The following is an 18,043-nucleotide window of genomic DNA, read 5'->3' as shown; positions in this document are numbered from 1 at the left end:
AGCAATGCATTTTTGCATAGGTCGGTATTTGCTGCATTGTTTTTGATCACTGCAGGCGAAAAAGCCTTGTTTTACTGGGTTTCCCGATAGATTTGGAAACCTGCAAAGGACTGATTGACCGGCATGATCTCGATGCTGTTGATGTTGATGTGCTTTGGCTGGGTGGCAATCCAGTGAATGGTGTTGGCAATATCATCTGCCGTCAGCGGATTGACGCCCTTATAGAGGTTGTCAGACGCAGCCTGGTTGCCACCGGTACGGACCAGCGTGAACTCTGTCTCGCACATGCCCGGTTCAATCGACGTAACACGCACACCTTTGCCATGCATGTCGGAGCGCAGGCCGAGCGAAAACTGCCGCAAGAAGGCTTTCGTTGCGCCGTAGACATTACCGCCTGTGTAAGGCCAGTTTGCCGCAACCGATGCCAGATTGATGATGATGCCGCGGCGCTCAATCAAGGTTGGCAGAATGCTATGCGTGATGTTGACCAGACCGGTCACGTTGGTGTCGATCATGGTGTGCCAGTCTTTTAGCGGAACCTGTGGCGCGGTTCCCGTGCCAAGTGCCAGGCCGGCATTGTTGACCAGGATGTCAATGTCGCGGAAAGCCTCGGGAAGCGCCTCAAGTGCGGTACGCATGGCGGCTTCGTCGGTAATGTCGAAAACTGAGCCGTAAAAATTGTCGCCCAGTTCCTGTTTCAGGGCCTCAAGGCGTTCTGCACGACGGCCGGTGCCGATGACTTTCCAGCCATTGGCGATGAAAAGCTTTGCCGTTGCGCGACCGAAACCAGCCGTTGCGCCGGTAATGAGGATTGTTCCGTTCATGCCGTTGTCTCCATTGCCGGACTTTTGCCGTTCCCAACAAAAGTCCCGTTATCCGTTTCCGTTGTTACAGAAGTTTTTCAGCGGCGACCTTCAGGCATTGCTTGAATGCCGTGAGATCGGTGTAGATTTCGTCCGGTTTTGCATCACCGACAATCAGTGATCCGCCACGGCGCAAAATGCCACCGTGCAGCATCAGGTTGTCAGCCATGTCAAAGTTCTCGATCGACAGTCCGTCCGCGCCACGATAACGGCCTTCGTCGTCCTGTGCGGCGATGCCGTGATAATGGTTCATGATGCGGGTGAAATGATTGTCCGCGACATTGGTGTAAGCGAAAACATGCTTGCCCAGTGCACACATGAAACCCAGCTCGTAGGTCGTGCCGGTATCGGCTGCGATACCGCGAAACGGGGTGAGGTTGGCAATCACACCGTCGGCTTCAAGCATCATCTGCTCGTCGATGGCGTTGATGTTGCAGCCATGCTCAGTCTTGGTTGCTGCAGGCGGAATGGCGAGATCACCGGGCGAGAGCGGTATGAAACCGGCTTCACGGGCCAGTGCTGCTTTTCTGTCCAGCATTTCGCGCGCGTTGGAGAGAAATACCTCCGGTCCGGCAAGATATAGCTTTTTTGTCATGGAGTTTTTCGTCGCAATTGAGGGAAGACGGCCAACCTATCTTGCGATGAAGCATGAAGGCAAGCCCAGGCCAGGCGATGAGTGTCGGCAATGGTGAAAATATATAAAAGCGGTATCGTCGCACCGCTGTTTCCGCTATAGCCGGAACGATGAAAAGATCAGGTCTGGAGCAGAAAATGGCGACGACAATCCGCTGTCACGAGGGTGATATCAGTGCAGAGGATGCGGCGCGTTATACCGGGGCAATCGCCATCGATACGGAAACGCTCGGTCTGGTTCCGCGCCGTGACCGACTGTGTGTGGTACAACTTTCACCCGGTGACGGCTCTGCGGATGTTATTCGCATTGCGGCAGGGCAGACCGAGGCGCCGAACCTTGTGGCGATGTTGGCTGATCCGGCGCGTCAGAAGATCTTTCATTATGGCCGTTTTGATATTGCCGTGCTGTTCCACACATTCGGGGTCACCTCTGCCCCAGTGTTCTGCACCAAGATTGCGTCACGCCTGACGCGCACCTACACGGATCGGCATGGCCTGAAAGACAACCTCAAGGAAATGCTGGAGGTTGATATTTCCAAGGCGCAGCAGTCCTCCGACTGGGCGGCAGCGAAGCTGTCGCAGGCACAGCTTGAATATGCGGCTTCCGACGTTCTTTACCTGCATGCTCTGCGCGACAAGTTGAACGAGCGACTGGTGCGTGACGGGCGGGAGGACCATGCAACCGCCTGTTTCGCGTTCCTGCCAACTCGGGCGAAGCTTGACCTTCTCGGCTGGGAAGAGACTGATATTTTTGCCCATAGCTGAGGGCCGTAGCGGAGCGTGAAGTCACTGCGTACTAACGCATCTGATAAGCTCTACGTTGCTTTAAACCGGGTAGTTTTGGGGCCCGGCTTTTAAATCTTGCTTTACGATTGGTGCCTATCTTCGGCTGTATTCTCTACAGGGATGCAGTCGGGAAATTCGCATGCTGCCAGCATTACAGACAGGTTCCGGGATCATTGCATCCGATTTGATGCGTTCAATGCTTGAGGAAGCAGAAGAGCTGCGTCAGGAGCGTGAAAACGAGCTCGAGGGCCTGAAGAAGGATGATGCGGCTGAACAGAAGATCACGCATGATCCGGTCACTGCTGCTGCCAATCAAAAGATCAATGCCTATTTCTTCGGTAATCTGAAGCAGGAAGGCAACCAGATGGCCGCGTTGATTGGCCGGGTTGCGTCTGCGCTTGGCATTACACAAGGCGTCGATGAAAGTGGTTTTTCCTTTGCACGACGGTTGCAGGACGCCGTCTCCTTTATGGAGATGGTACCAAAGTCAAATTCCTCCGGTGAGGCAACCGTGGTCAGCGCCTCTTCGCTGAACCTTGATGTCTCGACGATCATTTCCGTGATGGATGGTACCGCCCAGGAAAAAGGGCTGAAGCCGGATGCGGCGACGCAGTTGATTGCGCGACTGGCAACACAGGGCAATCTTTCCACTGATGATCCCGATGCATTCAATGAGCAACTGACAGGGTATCTGACGGCAATGCGGGCAAGCCTGCCCGTAAACACCAGACAGCTTGAGGAAACAACCGGCCTGAAAGCCATGGGTGTTTCCATCAACGAATTGATTTCCGCTGTCGCCAGTCCCTATGGCGAGGCCGCGCAGAAGATAAAGGGCATACTGGACGAGCAGAGCAAGCTCGACCAGGGAATGACGCTTGAAATGCGCAAGGTGATCCAGCGTCTGGAAGACGTGGCTGATCCCAAATCGCTTGAAGAGTTACAACAGGAAAAGACCAAACGCGACCCGACCGAGGTGAATGACACCGAAGTGCAGCTTGAGCGTGAAGCCGATATCGAGCAGCGCCAGCACGCGCAAAAGCTGGATGATGTTATCGACATGCATGAGGCAGTTCGTGAGGGCCTGGAACAGGCGAAGAACGGCAAGGACGGCGACGACACAGGCAATGCCGAGGCTGCCGCTGCCGCCCAGATGATCCAGCTGTTATCGGCCGGACTGTCGGTCGAGAAAACAACCACTGCTGATAATGACAACGAGGCAGACGCTGCGGAAGAGGAACCATCAGGCTCGTCTGACAATAATGATGCAGAAAAGACGGGTCTGGATGAGCAGGCGGCTGATTATGCTGACGCTCTCGATGCCGTGCAGCACGGAAAAAGCGACGCGCCTTTTTGGGTCAGCGTGGATGACAACGGATTATACGAATTGCTCAAGCGCAATGCAGCGTGATTGGGCCATTCGCAGATGCCATGAACGAAACATGATGTGAGTTCTGTAATGCCTGACATTCTGGATATGCTTCAAGCTGACAATAACACGACCACCGGCAACATGATGAATGTCGTGGCACCATCAATGGCGGCCGACCCGTTTTCGGTTGACGAATATTCGATCACTCCGCTCGATGAAATGGAAGACATGCGCCCCAAGGCGCGGGTTCGACTTTACCCCAAGGCCAGTTGGCTCGATGCGCTGTTACCGCAGCAACCGACGATGGCTGACAGCGTGGAGCCGCCAAAGGCCAGCATTTCCTCTGTCAATTCCGACGATAACGGCCTTTACCGGATGTTTGTCGGCGTCTCGCCTTAAGAGTGGCAGCTCTCAAGCTACAGCCAGCGGTTTATGGTTAGCGAATTATTAAGTTTTTCAACGCATCCTTACATCAGTGATTCTTTATATTCACAAAGCGCCTGCTGTGAATTCGCAGGCGTGTCCCATGGTTGGGAACGGTTCGGTTTTTTCAGCTGAAAAAGGCGACACTGGCCGGGACACCCGCATGAGCGGTCATGAATTTTACCGTCCGTGCGGCTTGTTATTGATGGGCTTACACCATCAATACGCTCATTCAGCAAGCACAGACGCAAGGTCATTTGTTGCGGGTAGTCTTTCAACCTGAATGGAGCGCGTCATGCTTACGCCTGTCCGTGCAGTTGCGAATACGGATATCTCGTTTAACAGCTACACCAGCCAGCAGCAGGGCGGTGCGGCCAGCACAATGACGCCCAATAGCGGGGCTTCCAGCAATGTTGCCCCACAGGAAAACACCAATCTTGGCCGCGCCAGCGTTTTGGCGCTGTCCGGTCAGTTGCAGTTATCGCAAAGTGTGACAGTGCTGGCTGAGGCGCTGGGACGTATACTCAATATTCCGCGCAAGGACGCCGAGAGTGTTGATGATTACGCCAATCGACTTGTGCAGGCCATTCGCGGTCTGTCTTCCAGCGAGCGTGAAGTGCTGAACCAGCAACTTGCCAAGGTGTTGCAGGGACTGACCTTGAAGATCATTGCCGAGGTTTTGAAGAATCCGGCAGGTCCGGATGCTGCGCGGCTTGCTGTTCTCTTGGAAATGACCCGATATAAGGGTGATATGGCGGCCAAGGCCGTCGTATCGTCTTATCGCCAGAATACCGGCAATGATCTTATTGCAGCATTGCCGGTCAAAGATCAGGCTGCAGGTCAATCACAACAGCCTCGTCCTGCCACCATGCAGGAGCCGCCGACACAGGCTGACGCTGCCGGCGCAAAGGCGTCAGAGCAGGCGCAAAAAGCGTCGTTGTCGGCCGTAGTTATTTCACCTGATGATACCGTTGATGACGCAAAGACGGGAGGACGCCACGGTGTTGCCGCAGCGGCGTCTGCGAGTACTTCTGCTGCACCGACGAAACAGGATACTGCAGCGTCATCAACCGGTGCCAAACAAGACGGGGTCAATGCAGCTGGACCGGTGCCGCAGCAAGAAGATATCGCGGACGACAATCCTGCAAAGGTGGCAAACCGCAACATCAATGAAGCTGCGGCAACAAAGACAGAGAAGTCGTCGTCCGAGCCATTGGTTTCCCGTGACGAACGCGCTCTGCCGCGAGCACATGTTGATGGCCGCGCGGCTGAAACCGCCAAAAACGCTGAAGCGGGCGGGCGCATGGATCCGAAGGGCACACTGACCAAAACGGATGTGGAAAACCTGCTGCTGACATCGCTTGCGGGACAGAAGTTGCCGCAGCGGGCGGAAGGGTCTTCTACCTATCTCGCCGCTATTTCGCAGATGCTGGAAAGCACACAGCAGGACACCGGCAAACCGGGTGTTGCGGCCAATGCTGCGGGATTTGCCGCTTCCTCATCATCAGATCCTGAAACGCCACTGCCTGCCGCACGTCATGGCGCTGATGGCGTGCCGCAGGGTCTGGGCTTGGCAGATGCCAAAGCCGCACTTGAGCAACCGCTTCTGCAATCAGCTCTTGCTAGCCTGAGCAAGGAAGGTCTGGGTATGCCCTTTGTGGCTAATCCGCAGGCCAAGGATGAGCCGGATTCTTCGTCTCCGCATCGCGGTCGGTGGCCGTCTTCCAGTGATGACGGTGAGGAAGGGCAGCAAGATGCTCACGCGCAAGGCGATGAGGGGCAATCCCCTGATGAACAAGCCGAGGCTGAGCAGAATACCGATGAGACAGTTGATGATGGCACTGTAGCCAGCGATAGCGAGAGTGCTGAAGCCTATTATCTGCGTATGGGCGGATTGGCCTAAAGCATCGGTCACCTTCGACATGATACCGTTATGCGATAGCCAATAAAAAACCCGCCGAATGGTTCGGCGGGTTCTTTGTTTCTAACGCTTTCTGACGAAAGCCGTAACGATTACTCGCTGCGGTTCTTCAGAGCTGCGCCGAGGATGTCGCCGAGCGAAGCGCCGCTGTCGGACGAACCGAACTGTGCAACAGCTTCCTTCTCTTCTGCGATTTCCAGAGCCTTGATCGAAAGCATGACCTTGCGGTCTTTCTTCGAGAAGTTGACGACGCGAGCGTCGACAGTCTGGCCAACCGAGAAACGCTCAGGGCGCTGATCGTCACGGTCGCGAGCAAGGTCAGCACGGCGGATGAAGGAAGTCAGGTCTTCGTGGTTGACCAGCTTCACTTCGATGCCACCTTCGTTAACGGCAGTGATTTCAGCCGAAACGACAGCGTTCTTGCGCAGGTCGCCGGACGAAGCAGCTTCGCCAACAGCGTCCTTGCCGAGCTGCTTGATGCCGAGCGAAATACGCTCCTTCTCGACGTCTACATCCAGAACGACAGCCTTTACGACATCGCCCTTGTTGTATTCTTCGATAACCTGTTCGCCTGGACGGTTCCAGTCGAGGTCAGACAGGTGCACCATGCCATCAACGTCGCCTTCGAGGCCGATGAACAGGCCGAATTCGGTCTTGTTCTTGACTTCGCCTTCGACTTCAGTGCCGGCTGGGTGGTTGTAGGCAAATGCCTGCCATGGGTTCTCGAGGGTCTGCTTGAGACCGAGCGAGATACGGCGCTTGGACGGATCAACTTCGAGAACGACAACGTCAACTTCCTGGCTTGTGGACAGGATCTTGCCGGGGTGTACGTTCTTCTTGGTCCAGGACATTTCGGAAATGTGGATCAGGCCTTCGATGCCCGGCTCCAGCTCAACAAATGCACCGTAGTCGGTGATGTTGGTGACGGTACCGGAGATCTTCTTACCAACTGGGTACTTGGCGGAGATGCCATCCCATGGGTCCGACTCGAGCTGCTTCATGCCGAGCGAGATACGGTGGGTTTCCTGGTTGATACGGATGATCTGAACCTTGACCTGCTGGCCAATGTTGAGGATTTCCGAAGGATGGTTGACGCGGCGCCATGCCATGTCGGTGACGTGCAGCAGGCCGTCGATGCCGCCGAGGTCAACGAACGCACCGTAATCGGTGATGTTCTTGACGACGCCGTCAACAACCTGGCCTTCTTCGAGGTTCTGAACGATTTCAGAACGCTGCTCGGCGCGGGACTCTTCGAGAACCGTACGACGCGATACAACGATGTTGCCACGGCGCTTGTCCATCTTGAGGATTTCGAACGGCTGTGGGTTGTGCATCAGCGGAGTAACGTCGCGGATCGGACGAATGTCGACCTGCGAACGTGGAAGGAAGGCAACAGCGCCGTCCAGATCGACGGTGAAACCACCCTTGACCTGGTTGAAGATAACGCCTTCGACGCGTTCGCCAGCTTCGAACTTGGCTTCGAGCTTGACCCAGCTCTCTTCGCGGCGAGCCTTCTCGCGCGACAGAACTGCTTCGCCCAGAGCGTTTTCGATGCGCTCAACGTAAACTTCGACTTCGTCGCCGACCTTGAGCGAGCCGTCCTTGGACTTGGCGCCGAATTCCTTCAGCGGTACGCGGCCTTCAACCTTGAGGCCGACGTCAACGATTGCAACGTCCTTTTCGATGGCCGTTACGATACCCTTGGCAACATAGCCTTCGGCGAGATCGTTGGAAGCGAAGGATTCTTCGAGGAGGGCTGCGAAATCCTCCCGCGTGGGGTTTGCTACTGACATGAAATCTCCTGAATGTGCCCCGTTAAGGACACAAGAGCGCCGGTGTTGGTGTTGATCACACCCGAAAATCACATCCGCCTTCAAAGAAGGCTATTCGGCGCGGGGACGCGTTTCGGGTCATTACCGTGAAATGAGAAACCGGATGATCCGGTTCCGCCGTCACGTCAATTCTTTTGCAAGGCTGCGTCTATGATGGTTTTCGCGGCCTTAAACGCGGCTTCTATACTCATTTCTGTCGTATCAAGCAAGTGCGCGTCTTCAGCGGGTTTCAAAGGGCTGTCGGCACGGCCCATGTCGCGTTCGTCGCGCTTTTTCACATCGTCAAAAATGGCGTCGTAATCTGCTGCCGTGCCATTGGCCAAAATTTCGTCGTAACGACGTTTTGCCCTAACCTCTGCCGATGCTGTCACATAAATCTTCACCGGTGCGGCGGGGCAGACAACGGTGCCGATGTCGCGACCATCCAGCACGGTTCCCGGCTGCTTTGTCGCAAACTTGCGCTGTGCCTCAACCAGCGCACGGCGCACGGCTGGCATAACGGCAACTTTGGATGCAGCCTCGCCAATTTCGTGGCGCGACAACACCGAGCGATCAAGACCCATAAGGTCCAGCTCGAGAGCGACCTTTTCCGCGACTGCTTCATCATCCAGCGGCAGGTTGGCATCGAGCAGGGCCTTAGCAGTGGCACGGTAAGTAAGGCCAGTATCGAGATGATGGAACCCGTATGTTTCGGCAATGCGGCGCGAAAGAGTGCCCTTGCCGGCTGCGGCCGGTCCGTCGATGGCAATGGTAAAGGTCATGCTGCAGTTATCCTGATGGCATTTTGTCTGTTGAGGGGGCGATATCATAAAGAAGGCTTGCATTCATCCCGTTCGTGCCGAAAACTTGTCGATGATGCGGTAATTGAAGTTTATCTTTGACAGGCAACACTGCAACGATTATGGGGACCGGCTAGAAATTTTATCGTCTACTGCCGGAACCACGGCGTACAGACCGAACTCATTCAAAAAAAATTGAGGCTTTGACAGTGGCAAAAGCGGAACTTGGAACCAAGCGCGTAGACCCGGATACCGGCAAGAAGTTCTACGACCTCAACCGTGACCCGATCGTTTCTCCTTACACCGGCAAGTCCTGGCCGCTGTCCTACTTCGAGGAAAGCACAGCAGCAGCCAAGCTGGAGCAGGCAGAAGAAGAGGATGTGGCAGAAGTCGATACCGAAAACACGGAAGTCGAACTTGTGTCGCTGGAAGATGCTGACGGCGACAACAGCGGCGATGACATTCCAGATATCGGTGACGATGACGTCGAGTTGGACGACGACGACGACACATTCCTCGAAGCCGACGAAGATGATGACGATGACGATATGTCCGGCATCATCGGTGTGACTGGCGACGACGAAGAAGTCTGATCCTGTTGATAAATCACCCGATGACAGAAAAATGTCATCGGGTGAATTTTTTGGCTTGCCATCTTCCAACAGCGGAAGTAATAAGCCGCCACCGAACGGAAACAAACCGCTTCGGTTTCCCGGAACCGGATGAAAAACCGGAACCCTTGATGGGGCTATAGCTCAGCTGGGAGAGCGCTTGCATGGCATGCAAGAGGTCAGCGGTTCGATCCCGCTTAGCTCCACCAAATCTTCCCAGGCGAACTTCAATATTGATAAATATGTTCGAGCTGTGACGCCTGAGTTGGCGAAACTCCACGACTAATTCCTATCAACATTTCAGACCAAGTTTTCTCACCCATAATTTTGCGTTGAAACCATGAAGACGCTGCTGAACGAAAAGTTTGAACTGATTGCGTTATCGCAAAAGATTATCGGAAAGAATGAAGGCCTAACTGATTGGGGGCCTGTCATTAGCATGAGTGAGCAGGTTGCCATGGATCACGCTCCTGGCTCAACCATCAAGATCGAGCAGCGCAGCGGCACCAACCTAATCAAGCTCACTCCAAACATTGATGCTCTATGTGACACCTCAAAGGTTCTGGTCTTTCAAATCACTCTAGATCGTAAACTCATTGCGGCCTACTCGAAACGAGCTCGCGCGCGAATACTGGATCAGATCAAAGCGAGAGACAGTATCCAGAACATTGACGTTCAAGAGGCTATCCGCCGTTCCAAGGGCACAGTGTTCCGCGGAGAACTAGCTCGTGACTTTGAGCTAAAAGCATACTCGATACTGGTGGCTGCGCATCTGGCGAATCCGCTGGCGGTTTCTACGTGCCGCATCGTCTCACGCAGTGGGGGCGACAGAGCGACTTCTGAAGGCTTCAAAATGGGCATGGGGGCTAATACAACTCTAGCGTCAGACGTTGCATTACGGAAGTTATCGCCCAAGAATGTCTTTGGCTTCCTCTGGGGCAAGCCAAACGAAATCTCTGGCGAACCAAAGTCACAATTTATGAAGGGCTTGAGCTACATCTCTCAGACTTTTAGATTGTCAGAAAATCCACTGGTCATGTTTATGTGGTCTTTGGCTGCGATTGAGTCGATGCTTTCAACTGCATCCGACAAGGCAAATAGTGGCGTGTTGGAACTGCGTTTGCGTGCATTGTTGGATGAAAATCAAGACCAAATCGTCGGCAAATTCCGTGAGCTTTATAAGTATCGAAACGCACTCTTCCACGGAAACGTGTCACTACCGTACTCATTTGATGACCGAAACTTGTTCGGCTTCCCCGGCGCCAAGCACTCAAACCCAGTACCGTTCGAGATTGCGGCATTCACGTATGCGCTCGCGCTGAAAATCCTCCAACGATTTTTTGAGTTGGGAAAGTATGACGTCAAATATGAGCTAACAGTGAGGAGCTAGGACCTGCCAAACACCTCAATCTTTTACGTAACTTTTAATAGGTCCCCTTGATTCACTTCTGCCGAAATCGTCTACCCGTTGATCTGCGTAAATTGCTATATATAGGCAATTTCAAAACTTCTCTATGTCAAGAAAATCAATGCGCGATCGTGTACAGCATAATGCCAACCGGCATGGCTGTGATGACGATGGCAGCCAGCATTTTTGTGCAGATTCGAAGTGCAAGATTTTTGCGGGCTTTCCGCGTGTCCCATTCGTACGTCACAAGCGTCCTCCCTTATATTTTATTGGTGTGACGGCATGCTGTCTTCTGCGAGACCCAATCTAGCTTTGGTCCCCCGACCGGGTCTCGCAAGGCCACATAGGCGGTGTGACCGGGCGGGAATGTGCGATTTGCAATGTGAATGCAGGATGAACGCCAAAAACGGGTGAGAAACGTCTCTGCAACCGCATGCGGGTTTGCCTTTTATTCTAAATGGAGTAATAGGCTCATGATTTATTGCGTTGCGGAACACGCTTATTTGAGAGGGACACCTTATGGACATCACGCAAGCAGCTGCCGCTGGGCAGGAAAAAGAAGCAAGCCGCACCAAGCGCATGAAGGCTGCGACCCGTGAAGCGCATGAGGTCCTCGACAAGTTCATTACCGGTGCAGCACCTTTTGCCAGCCGCGAAAATTTCGGCAAGTTTGTGCAGACGCAGTATCTTTTCCACCGCGATCTGGATGCATTTTTCTACAATGAAAAGCTGGATGGCATGTTGCCAGACCTATTGGGTCGCCGCCGTCTTGACTTTATCAGGCAGGATCTAGCCGATCTTGGGCTTGAAGTTCCTGCGCCATCTGCTGAGCCACGTTTCGCCAAGGGTGGTGCATTTGATCTGCCGGAAGCCATGGGTTGGCTGTATGTGGTCGAGGGTTCCAATCTCGGCGCCGCCTTCCTTTTGAAGGATGCTGCCAAACTTGGCTTGAACGAGGAATTCGGCGCACGTCACCTGGCTGGTGCGCCAGAGGGGCGTGGACTGCATTGGCGTACATTTACCGCAGCGCTCGATGAGATCGCGCTGACCGAGGAAGAAGAAGAGCGCGCAGTTGCTGCAGCGTCGGATGCATTCCGCGCTGTGCATGCTTATGCTGTTGAAAAGCTCGGCTGATTTGGACTGAAGAATTCTGATGTTTGAAAGGGCGGGATTCCCCGCCCTTTTGCTATCTGGGTCTCAGACCGTCTGATATTTCTGCTCCAGATAGGCCCGAAGCTTGTCCTTGAGGTCTTTATATTCATCAACGGATGATGAGGGGGAATCGCTCCAGGAGTACCCCATGCAGGCCGGCCGCTGACGTTTCCCGTCGGCTTCTGTCGCATAGCGTGGCATAATATGTGCGTGCAGGGCAGGTTCACTATTGCCCCATATTTCGTAATTGACGCGGTCGCAGCCAGTCACCGCGAGTAATGCGTCGCCGACCATAGCCATGTCATGAAGGAATTCCATTCGCTGTCTGGCGTCGAGTGCGTTGAGGCTGGGAACAACTGGGTCGGCCAGCAGTAGACAATATCCGGGAAGTGGCTGCACATCGCCAATCACCAGCCAGCCGGAAGGCAGGCGGGAAATAACAAACGGGTTTGTACTGGCGCGCGCCATGGCGACCCGTTCTTCGATGAGGTTCATGGGTTACTTCTCATGTCTTGGGCGTTTGAGGCCTGCCATTCGGATTTCAGCATGGCGTAGATGAACTCATCACCCCAGGTGTCGTTGAACCGGTCATTCTGGATGAGGTGCGCTTCCTTGCGCATATTCAGCCGTTCAACGACGCCAATCGATCCATGATTGAGTGTATCTAGTCGGGCAAAAATGCGGTGATAGCCGAGCTGGTCAAATCCCAGATCAATGATCGCGCGCACAGCCTCCGTTGCATATCCCTTTCCGGCAAAGGCGGGGTTGAAGATGTAGCCGACTTCCGCCTGCAGGGCAGCCTTGCTGGCAATTTTCAAAAGAACTTCACCGATCAGTGCGCCGTCCTGGGACCGTGTCACGGCCAGACGCAGTGTGTCACCATCATTTGCAAAAGGTGCTGACAGCACTGCCTCAAACTGGGCTTTCAGCGCTTCTGCCGCAGGTGGTGCGGTGTAAAGAAAGCGATAGACATCGGCGCGTGTGTGATAGGCGCTGTAGGCGGCCAGATCATCTCTGGCAAATTGTCGCAATGTCAGGCGTTCGGTACGGATGGGCGGATGGGGTGTGTCGTTCATTGATACTCGCATGCAACATAAATGTCAGACGCTATCTGGGTACCGCAAATGAAGCAAACAAGTGCAGGTCCTGCAGGTGCGTTGTTGAGTCTTGCATCACCAGCTTTCAAGCGCCGGATTTCTACGCTTATTGAGTAGCGGCGGACTGGTTTCCGATGGATGCCTAAATAATGATCTCGGGCGATTTATTGGGCGTAAATATTTTATCAAATGATAAAAATTTTATCTTCTGATAAAAACAATGAAATATCACTTATGCAAGTTTTTGAAATAAAACGATTTTATAATCTGGCACGGAACCTGCTTCTCTTTTGTCAAGAATTCTCGCCCTTGAGGCATTGGCACAGGAGAGTGTTGACATGGAAATCGGCGTTTTCATTCCTATCGGTAACAATGGCTGGCTGCTGTCTGAAAATGCGCCGCAGTACAAACCGACTTTTGAACTGAACAAAGAAATTACGCTCAAGGCCGAAAAATACGGCCTCGATTTCGTGCTGTCGATGATCAAGCTGCGCGGCTTTGGCGGCAAGACCGAATTCTGGGATCACAATCTGGAATCCTTCACGTTGATGTCCGGTCTTGCGGCAGTCACAACCAAGATCAAACTGTTTGCGACGGCGGCAACGCTGGTCATGCCACCGGCGATTGTGGCACGCATGGCCTCGACCATTGACAGCATCTCCAATGGCCGTTTTGGTCTCAATCTGGTTACGGGTTGGCAGCGTCCGGAATATTCCCAGATGGGCATGTGGCCGGGCGATGAATATTTCTCCAAACGGTATGACTATCTCGGCGAATACGCGACTGTTCTGCGCGAGTTGTGGGAAAACGGCCAGAGCGACTTCAAGGGCGACTACTTCAAGATGGAGGATTGCCGTCTCAGCCCGCGTCCGCAGGCTGACATGAAGGTTATCTGTGCCGGTTCATCCAATGCCGGCATGGAATTTTCCGCCAAATATGCTGATTACAATTTCTGCTTTGGTGTTGGCGTCAACACTCCCACCGCTTTTGCACCTGCCGCTGAACGTTTGATAGAAGCGACCGCCAAGACTGGCCGTGATGTGTCGTCCTTCGTGCTGTTCATGGTGATTGCCGATGAAACGGATGAGGCGGCTCGCGCCAAGTGGGAACACTACAAGGCCGGTGCCGACCAGGAGGCTATTTCCTGGCTCGGTCTGCAGGGGGCTGCCGACACCAAATCCGGCTCCGACACCAATATCCGCCAGATGGCCGACCCGGTTTCTGCCGTGAATATCAACATGGGCACGCTGGTCGGGTCCTATGAGACGGTGGCCAGGATGCTGGATGAAGTTCCAACGGTTCCGGGGACCGGCGGCGTGTTGCTGACCTTCGATGACTTTGTGAAGGGGGTTGAGGATTTTGGCACCAAAATCCAGCCGCTGATGAAATGCCGCCAGCACATCAAGCCTTCACTGGAGGCTGCAGAATGAGCGAGCCCGTTGTTGCAGGATATGTTGCCCCGACAAGCCGCACACAAAGTGTAACGCTGCCGGCGCGACCAGAGCCGATCACACTCAAACCATCGGAAACGGCCGTCGTGGTGGTGGACATGCAAAATGCCTATTCAACCGAAGGCGGTTATGTCGATCTGGCCGGGTTTGATATTTCCGGTGCCAAATCCACCATTGCCAATATTGGCAAAACGCTGGATGCGGCGCGGGCTGCCGGTGTGCAGGTGATCTATTTCCAGAATGGCTGGGACAAGGACTATGTCGAGGCGGGTGGCCCGGGTTCTCCCAACTGGCACAAGTCCAATGCCCTAAAAACCATGCGGGCGCGGCCGGATCTGCAGGGCAAGTTACTGGCCAAAGGCACCTGGGACTACGCCATTGTCGACGAGCTGCAACCTCAGCCGGGCGACATCCTTGTGCCAAAGACCCGTTACAGCGGGTTCTTCAACACCAATATGGACAGCGTGCTGCGGGCGAGGGGCATTCGCAATCTGGTCTTTGTCGGAATTGCCACCAATGTCTGCGTGGAATCGTCACTCAGAGACGCGTTCCACCTCGAATATTTCGGGGTGATGCTGGAAGACGCCACCCATCATCTCGGCCCTGACTTCATTCAGCAGGCCACCGTCTACAACATCGAGAAGTTTTTCGGCTGGGTCGCGACGGTCAATGATTTTTGCGCCGTCATTTCGCAGGCTGCACCGGAAAACGCCTGAACGTCGTCATCACCTGTTCCAAGAGGAGAATTGAAATGCCGAAATCGATTATTGTCCCGGAAGGCACCCAGAAGCCGATTGCTCCCTATTCACCGGGCACGCTTGCTGATGGCGTTGTTTATGTGTCCGGTACCCTGCCTTTCGACAAGAACAACGATGTTGTGCATGTGGGCGATGCTGGCGCGCAGACGCGCCATGTGCTGGAAACCATCAAGTCGGTGATTGAAACAGCCGGTGGCACCATGGACGATGTGACGATGAACCATATCTTCATCACCGACTGGGCAAATTATCAGGCAGTCAACAAGGTCTATGCCGAATATTTCCCGGGTGACAAACCGGCCCGCTATTGCATTCAGTGCGGCCTGGTCAAACCGGATGCGCTGGTGGAAATTGCAACCGTTGCCCATATTGGTGGGAAATAGGCCCGATGTATTTCGAGGTTCACGGCCAACAGAGCGCTGATGTCGAAACGATCCTCCTGTCTTCAGGACTGGGGGGATCGGGAAGCTATTGGGCACCACAGATAGCTGATCTTGCCGAACATTTCCGCGTTGTGACCTATGATCATCGTGGTACGGGGCGCACCGGCGGAGAGGTGCCTGAACAGGGCGGTATTTCCGCCATGGTCGACGATGTGCTGCAGATTGCCGATGCATTGAAGCTGACGCGGTTTCATTTCATGGGGCATGCGCTGGGCGGTCTTATTGGACTTGAGCTGGCACTGCGTCAGCCTGACATGCTTGGCAAACTGCTGCTGATCAATGCGTGGAGCAAAGCGGATCCGCATTCGGGCCGGTGTTTCGATACGCGCATTTCGCTTCTGGAGAATTCCGGCGTCGAGGCGTTTGTGAAAGCGCAGCCGCTGTTTCTTTATCCAGCCGTGTGGATGAGTGAATATTCCGAGCGAATGGCTGCAGATGAAGCGCACGGCATCGCCCATTTTCAGGGCAAGACCAATGTGTTGCGACGCATTGCGGCACTGCGGGCATTCGATATCGATGACCGTCTCGGTGCGATCGACACTGAGACCTGGGTGACCGCGACAAAAGATGATCTGCTTGTGCCCTACACGCGCTCTATAAGGCTTGCCGATGGCTTGCCCAACGCCAAGCTTTTGCTTGCCGACTTCGGTGCCCATGCGGTCAACATCACTGAAGCGACACGCTTCAATAAGGATATGCTGGCTTTCCTGTTGCAGGAAAAAGCAGCAATCAAAACGGAAACGGAACGTCATGACATTGCCACTTGATAGCAACGCGCTGGCTGCGCTGTTTACAGAAGCACGGACCCATAATGGCTGGAGCGATCAGCCCGTGACCGATGCGGAACTGCAGAAAATTTACGAACTGACCCGCATGGGGCCAACATCGGCCAATTGCTCGCCAGCGCGCTTTGTGTTCGTGCGCTCGGCTGAGGCCAAGGAAAAACTGCGTCCGGCCTTGTCTTCGGGCAATCTGGAAAAGACCATGGCAGCACCGGTCACGGTGATCGCCGCAATCGATGCGCAGTTCTTTGAGAAACTGCCAGAACTCTTCCCACATGCGGATGCCAAGTCCTGGTTTACCTCGAGCCCTGCCGTTGCAGAGGAAACCGCGTTCCGCAATGGAACCTTGCAGGCAGGTTATCTCATCTTGGCGGCGCGTAGTCTGGGACTGGATACGGGGCCGATGTCCGGTTTCGACAAGGCAAAGGTCGATGAGGCATTTTTTGCCGGGACAAGCTGGAAATCCAACTTCTTGATCAATCTCGGCCACGGTGATCCTTCGAAATTGTTCGGCCGATTGCCGCGCCTGTCTTTTGAAGAGGCATGCGTGCTGGCGTGACGTGATTGCGCCATGCGCTTGTTCCGACGGTACTGGCGCAGCGATTTTCAAAATTGAAATCAGGTCCTTTGAAATACGATTTCGGGCCTGTTGTTGTGAAAGCAGGATGAACCGATGCAGGCACAAATTCTGACCGTGACCACGCAGGATACAACACCATCTTCGGCTGAGCACAGTTTGGCATTTCGTAATGCCATGTCGCATCTGGCCGCAGCGGTTAATATCGTGACAACAGACGGGGAAGGTGGCATGGCTGGCTTTGCCGCAACAGCGGTATGTAGTGTCTCAGACAATCCACCAACCATGCTGGTCTGCATCAACCGGGCCTCGTCCGCCCATCCATCGGTTATCAAAAACCGCGTCGTCTGCATCAACACGCTGACGTCGGAGCACCAGACGCTGAGTGCATTGTTTGGCGGAAAGACACCGATGGTGGAACGTTTCGCAGCCGGTGTCTGGTCACGGCTTGAAACTGGTTCACCGGCGCTTGACGGTGCCATGGTGTCGCTGGATTGCGTGGTGCGTGACATTCATGATGGTGGCACCCACGACATATTGATCTGCGATGTGCAATGCATTCGCCATAACGGGCAGGGTGAAGCGCTGCTCTATTTCAACCGCAGTTACCGGACGCTGTAACCCAGCGTCCTTTAAAGACGGATGGCGGTTTCTTCTTTTGCCGTGCGGATGACGACCATAGTGAAGAACCTTGCGACATTGGTTTGATCCCGAAACAGCCGCTCACAGAGTGCATCGAACTCTTCCATGTCGCGCAGTCGCAACATCAGCACGACATCCGCTTCACCGGTGACGGCATAGGCCTGTGTCACGGCGGCCTCCGCAGATGCAAGATCCAGAAAGCGGCGCATATGCTGTTCGCCATGCAGTTTTAGCTCAACCGTCACCCATGCCTTGATGCCACGTCCGGCTTTCGAGGGATTGAGGATCGCCACGATGCGATCGATAATCCCCGATTTGTGGAGCCGCTGCACCCGCCGCAGGCAGCTGGACGGCGAAAGACCCACCTCGTCGGCCATCTCGACATTGGTCCGTGATGCATCGCGTTGCATGAGGTTGAGTAGTTTCTGATCGATCTTGTCCATGCTGGCAGCATAAGGTTCATGAAAATGGATTTGCAATAAAATTGCACGAAGCTGCAATCTTTGACCAAAAATT

Annotated in this window: 20 protein-coding genes and 1 tRNA gene; 14 read left to right on the top strand and 7 right to left on the bottom strand. The window is 54.3% G+C overall.

The genetic code is table 11. The annotated features are described in order from the left end of the window. Nucleotides 1-71: 71 nt before the first annotated feature. Both M2418_RS23335 and M2418_RS23330 read right to left on the bottom strand, forming a co-directional pair. Nucleotides 72-824 (bottom strand): SDR family oxidoreductase, encoded by a 753-nt coding sequence (locus M2418_RS23335; protein WP_259149423.1) that lies wholly within the window; start codon nt 822-824, stop codon nt 72-74. 64 nt (nt 825-888) lie between these two features. After that, nucleotides 889-1,458 (bottom strand): nucleoside 2-deoxyribosyltransferase, encoded by a 570-nt coding sequence (locus M2418_RS23330; protein WP_192491486.1) that lies wholly within the window; start codon nt 1,456-1,458, stop codon nt 889-891. Nucleotides 1,459-1,634: 176 nt separating this feature from the next. Between M2418_RS23330 and M2418_RS23325 the strand changes: the two genes are divergently transcribed. The 4 genes from M2418_RS23325 to M2418_RS23310 all read left to right on the top strand — a co-directional run bounded on the left by M2418_RS23325 (nt 1,635) and on the right by M2418_RS23310 (nt 5,977). After that, nucleotides 1,635-2,261 carry a ribonuclease D gene (locus M2418_RS23325; RefSeq protein ID WP_192491485.1) on the top strand — a complete coding sequence of 209 codons (627 nt, stop codon included), beginning with the start codon at nt 1,635-1,637 and terminating at the stop codon, nt 2,259-2,261. 160 nt (nt 2,262-2,421) lie between these two features. Continuing rightward, entirely contained in the window at nt 2,422-3,690 is a 1,269-nt protein-coding gene (locus M2418_RS23320) for a hypothetical protein (RefSeq protein WP_259149422.1), read from the top strand. A gap of 48 nt (nt 3,691-3,738) precedes the next feature. Next, nucleotides 3,739-4,050, top strand: a complete 312-nt coding sequence (locus M2418_RS23315) for a hypothetical protein (RefSeq protein ID WP_259149421.1) — start codon at nt 3,739-3,741, stop codon at nt 4,048-4,050. Nucleotides 4,051-4,369: 319 nt separating this feature from the next. Then, a complete protein-coding gene (locus M2418_RS23310) occupies nt 4,370-5,977 on the top strand; it encodes a hypothetical protein (protein WP_259149420.1) in 1,608 nt (535 codons plus the stop codon). Nucleotides 5,978-6,087: 110 nt separating this feature from the next. Here the strand turns inward: M2418_RS23310 and rpsA are convergent, their stop codons facing one another. Together rpsA and cmk are read right to left on the bottom strand one after the other, a co-directional pair. Next, nucleotides 6,088-7,788 (bottom strand): 30S ribosomal protein S1, encoded by a 1,701-nt coding sequence (rpsA, locus tag M2418_RS23305; RefSeq protein WP_192491482.1) that lies wholly within the window; start codon nt 7,786-7,788, stop codon nt 6,088-6,090. A 164-nt stretch (nt 7,789-7,952) separates the two neighbouring features. After that, nucleotides 7,953-8,588 (bottom strand): (d)CMP kinase, encoded by a 636-nt coding sequence (cmk, locus tag M2418_RS23300; RefSeq protein WP_259149419.1) that lies wholly within the window; start codon nt 8,586-8,588, stop codon nt 7,953-7,955. Between the two features lie 227 nt (nt 8,589-8,815). On the opposite strand from cmk, the gene M2418_RS23295 reads away from it, so the two are divergent. From M2418_RS23295 to M2418_RS23280, 4 genes are all read left to right on the top strand, one after another. Beyond that, nucleotides 8,816-9,199, top strand: coding sequence for a TIGR02300 family protein (locus M2418_RS23295; protein WP_250985577.1), 384 nt, complete (start codon nt 8,816-8,818; stop codon nt 9,197-9,199). Nucleotides 9,200-9,350: 151 nt separating this feature from the next. Beyond that, nucleotides 9,351-9,426, top strand: a tRNA-Ala gene (locus M2418_RS23290). Nucleotides 9,427-9,557: 131 nt separating this feature from the next. Continuing rightward, entirely contained in the window at nt 9,558-10,607 is a 1,050-nt protein-coding gene (locus tag M2418_RS23285; protein ID WP_259149418.1) for a hypothetical protein, read from the top strand. A 537-nt stretch (nt 10,608-11,144) separates the two neighbouring features. Beyond that, nucleotides 11,145-11,759: a biliverdin-producing heme oxygenase gene (locus tag M2418_RS23280; protein ID WP_259149412.1), complete on the top strand. Its 615-nt coding sequence runs from the start codon at nt 11,145-11,147 to the stop codon at nt 11,757-11,759. A 63-nt stretch (nt 11,760-11,822) separates the two neighbouring features. Here M2418_RS23280 and M2418_RS23275 read toward each other — a convergent pair whose 3' ends face one another. Both M2418_RS23275 and M2418_RS23270 read right to left on the bottom strand, forming a co-directional pair. After that, nucleotides 11,823-12,272, bottom strand: a complete 450-nt coding sequence (locus M2418_RS23275; RefSeq protein ID WP_259149411.1) for an HIT family protein — start codon at nt 12,270-12,272, stop codon at nt 11,823-11,825. Beyond that, a complete protein-coding gene (locus tag M2418_RS23270; RefSeq protein WP_259149410.1) occupies nt 12,269-12,853 on the bottom strand; it encodes a GNAT family N-acetyltransferase in 585 nt (194 codons plus the stop codon). The genes M2418_RS23275 and M2418_RS23270 overlap by 4 nt, the downstream gene beginning before the upstream one ends. A 359-nt stretch (nt 12,854-13,212) precedes the next feature. Between M2418_RS23270 and rutA the strand changes: the two genes are divergently transcribed. From rutA to M2418_RS23240, 6 genes are all read left to right on the top strand, one after another. Beyond that, on the top strand, nt 13,213-14,304 hold the full coding sequence (gene rutA, locus M2418_RS23265; protein WP_259149409.1) for a pyrimidine utilization protein A: 1,092 nt from the start codon (nt 13,213-13,215) through the stop codon (nt 14,302-14,304). Continuing rightward, nucleotides 14,301-15,041: a pyrimidine utilization protein B gene (gene rutB / locus M2418_RS23260; RefSeq protein WP_250985582.1), complete on the top strand. Its 741-nt coding sequence runs from the start codon at nt 14,301-14,303 to the stop codon at nt 15,039-15,041. Before rutA ends, rutB begins: the two co-directional genes overlap by 4 nt. A gap of 35 nt (nt 15,042-15,076) precedes the next feature. Then, nucleotides 15,077-15,466, top strand: a complete 390-nt coding sequence (rutC, locus tag M2418_RS23255; RefSeq protein WP_250985583.1) for a pyrimidine utilization protein C — start codon at nt 15,077-15,079, stop codon at nt 15,464-15,466. A 5-nt stretch (nt 15,467-15,471) separates the two neighbouring features. Further along, a complete protein-coding gene (gene rutD, locus M2418_RS23250; protein ID WP_259149408.1) occupies nt 15,472-16,293 on the top strand; it encodes a pyrimidine utilization protein D in 822 nt (273 codons plus the stop codon). After that, nucleotides 16,277-16,867, top strand: coding sequence for a malonic semialdehyde reductase (locus M2418_RS23245; RefSeq protein WP_259149406.1), 591 nt, complete (start codon nt 16,277-16,279; stop codon nt 16,865-16,867). The genes rutD and M2418_RS23245 overlap by 17 nt, the downstream gene beginning before the upstream one ends. Nucleotides 16,868-16,981: 114 nt before the next feature. Then, nucleotides 16,982-17,506, top strand: coding sequence for a flavin reductase (locus M2418_RS23240; RefSeq protein WP_259149398.1), 525 nt, complete (start codon nt 16,982-16,984; stop codon nt 17,504-17,506). Between the two features lie 11 nt (nt 17,507-17,517). Here M2418_RS23240 and M2418_RS23235 read toward each other — a convergent pair whose 3' ends face one another. Beyond that, entirely contained in the window at nt 17,518-17,970 is a 453-nt protein-coding gene (locus M2418_RS23235; protein ID WP_250985587.1) for an Lrp/AsnC family transcriptional regulator, read from the bottom strand. Nucleotides 17,971-18,043: the final 73 nt, after the last annotated feature.

It is taken from the genome of Rhizobium sp. BIGb0125, assembly GCF_024810055.1.
GTDB lineage: Bacteria > Pseudomonadota > Alphaproteobacteria > Rhizobiales > Rhizobiaceae > Agrobacterium.
This window is presented reverse-complemented; position numbering and strand designations above follow the sequence as displayed.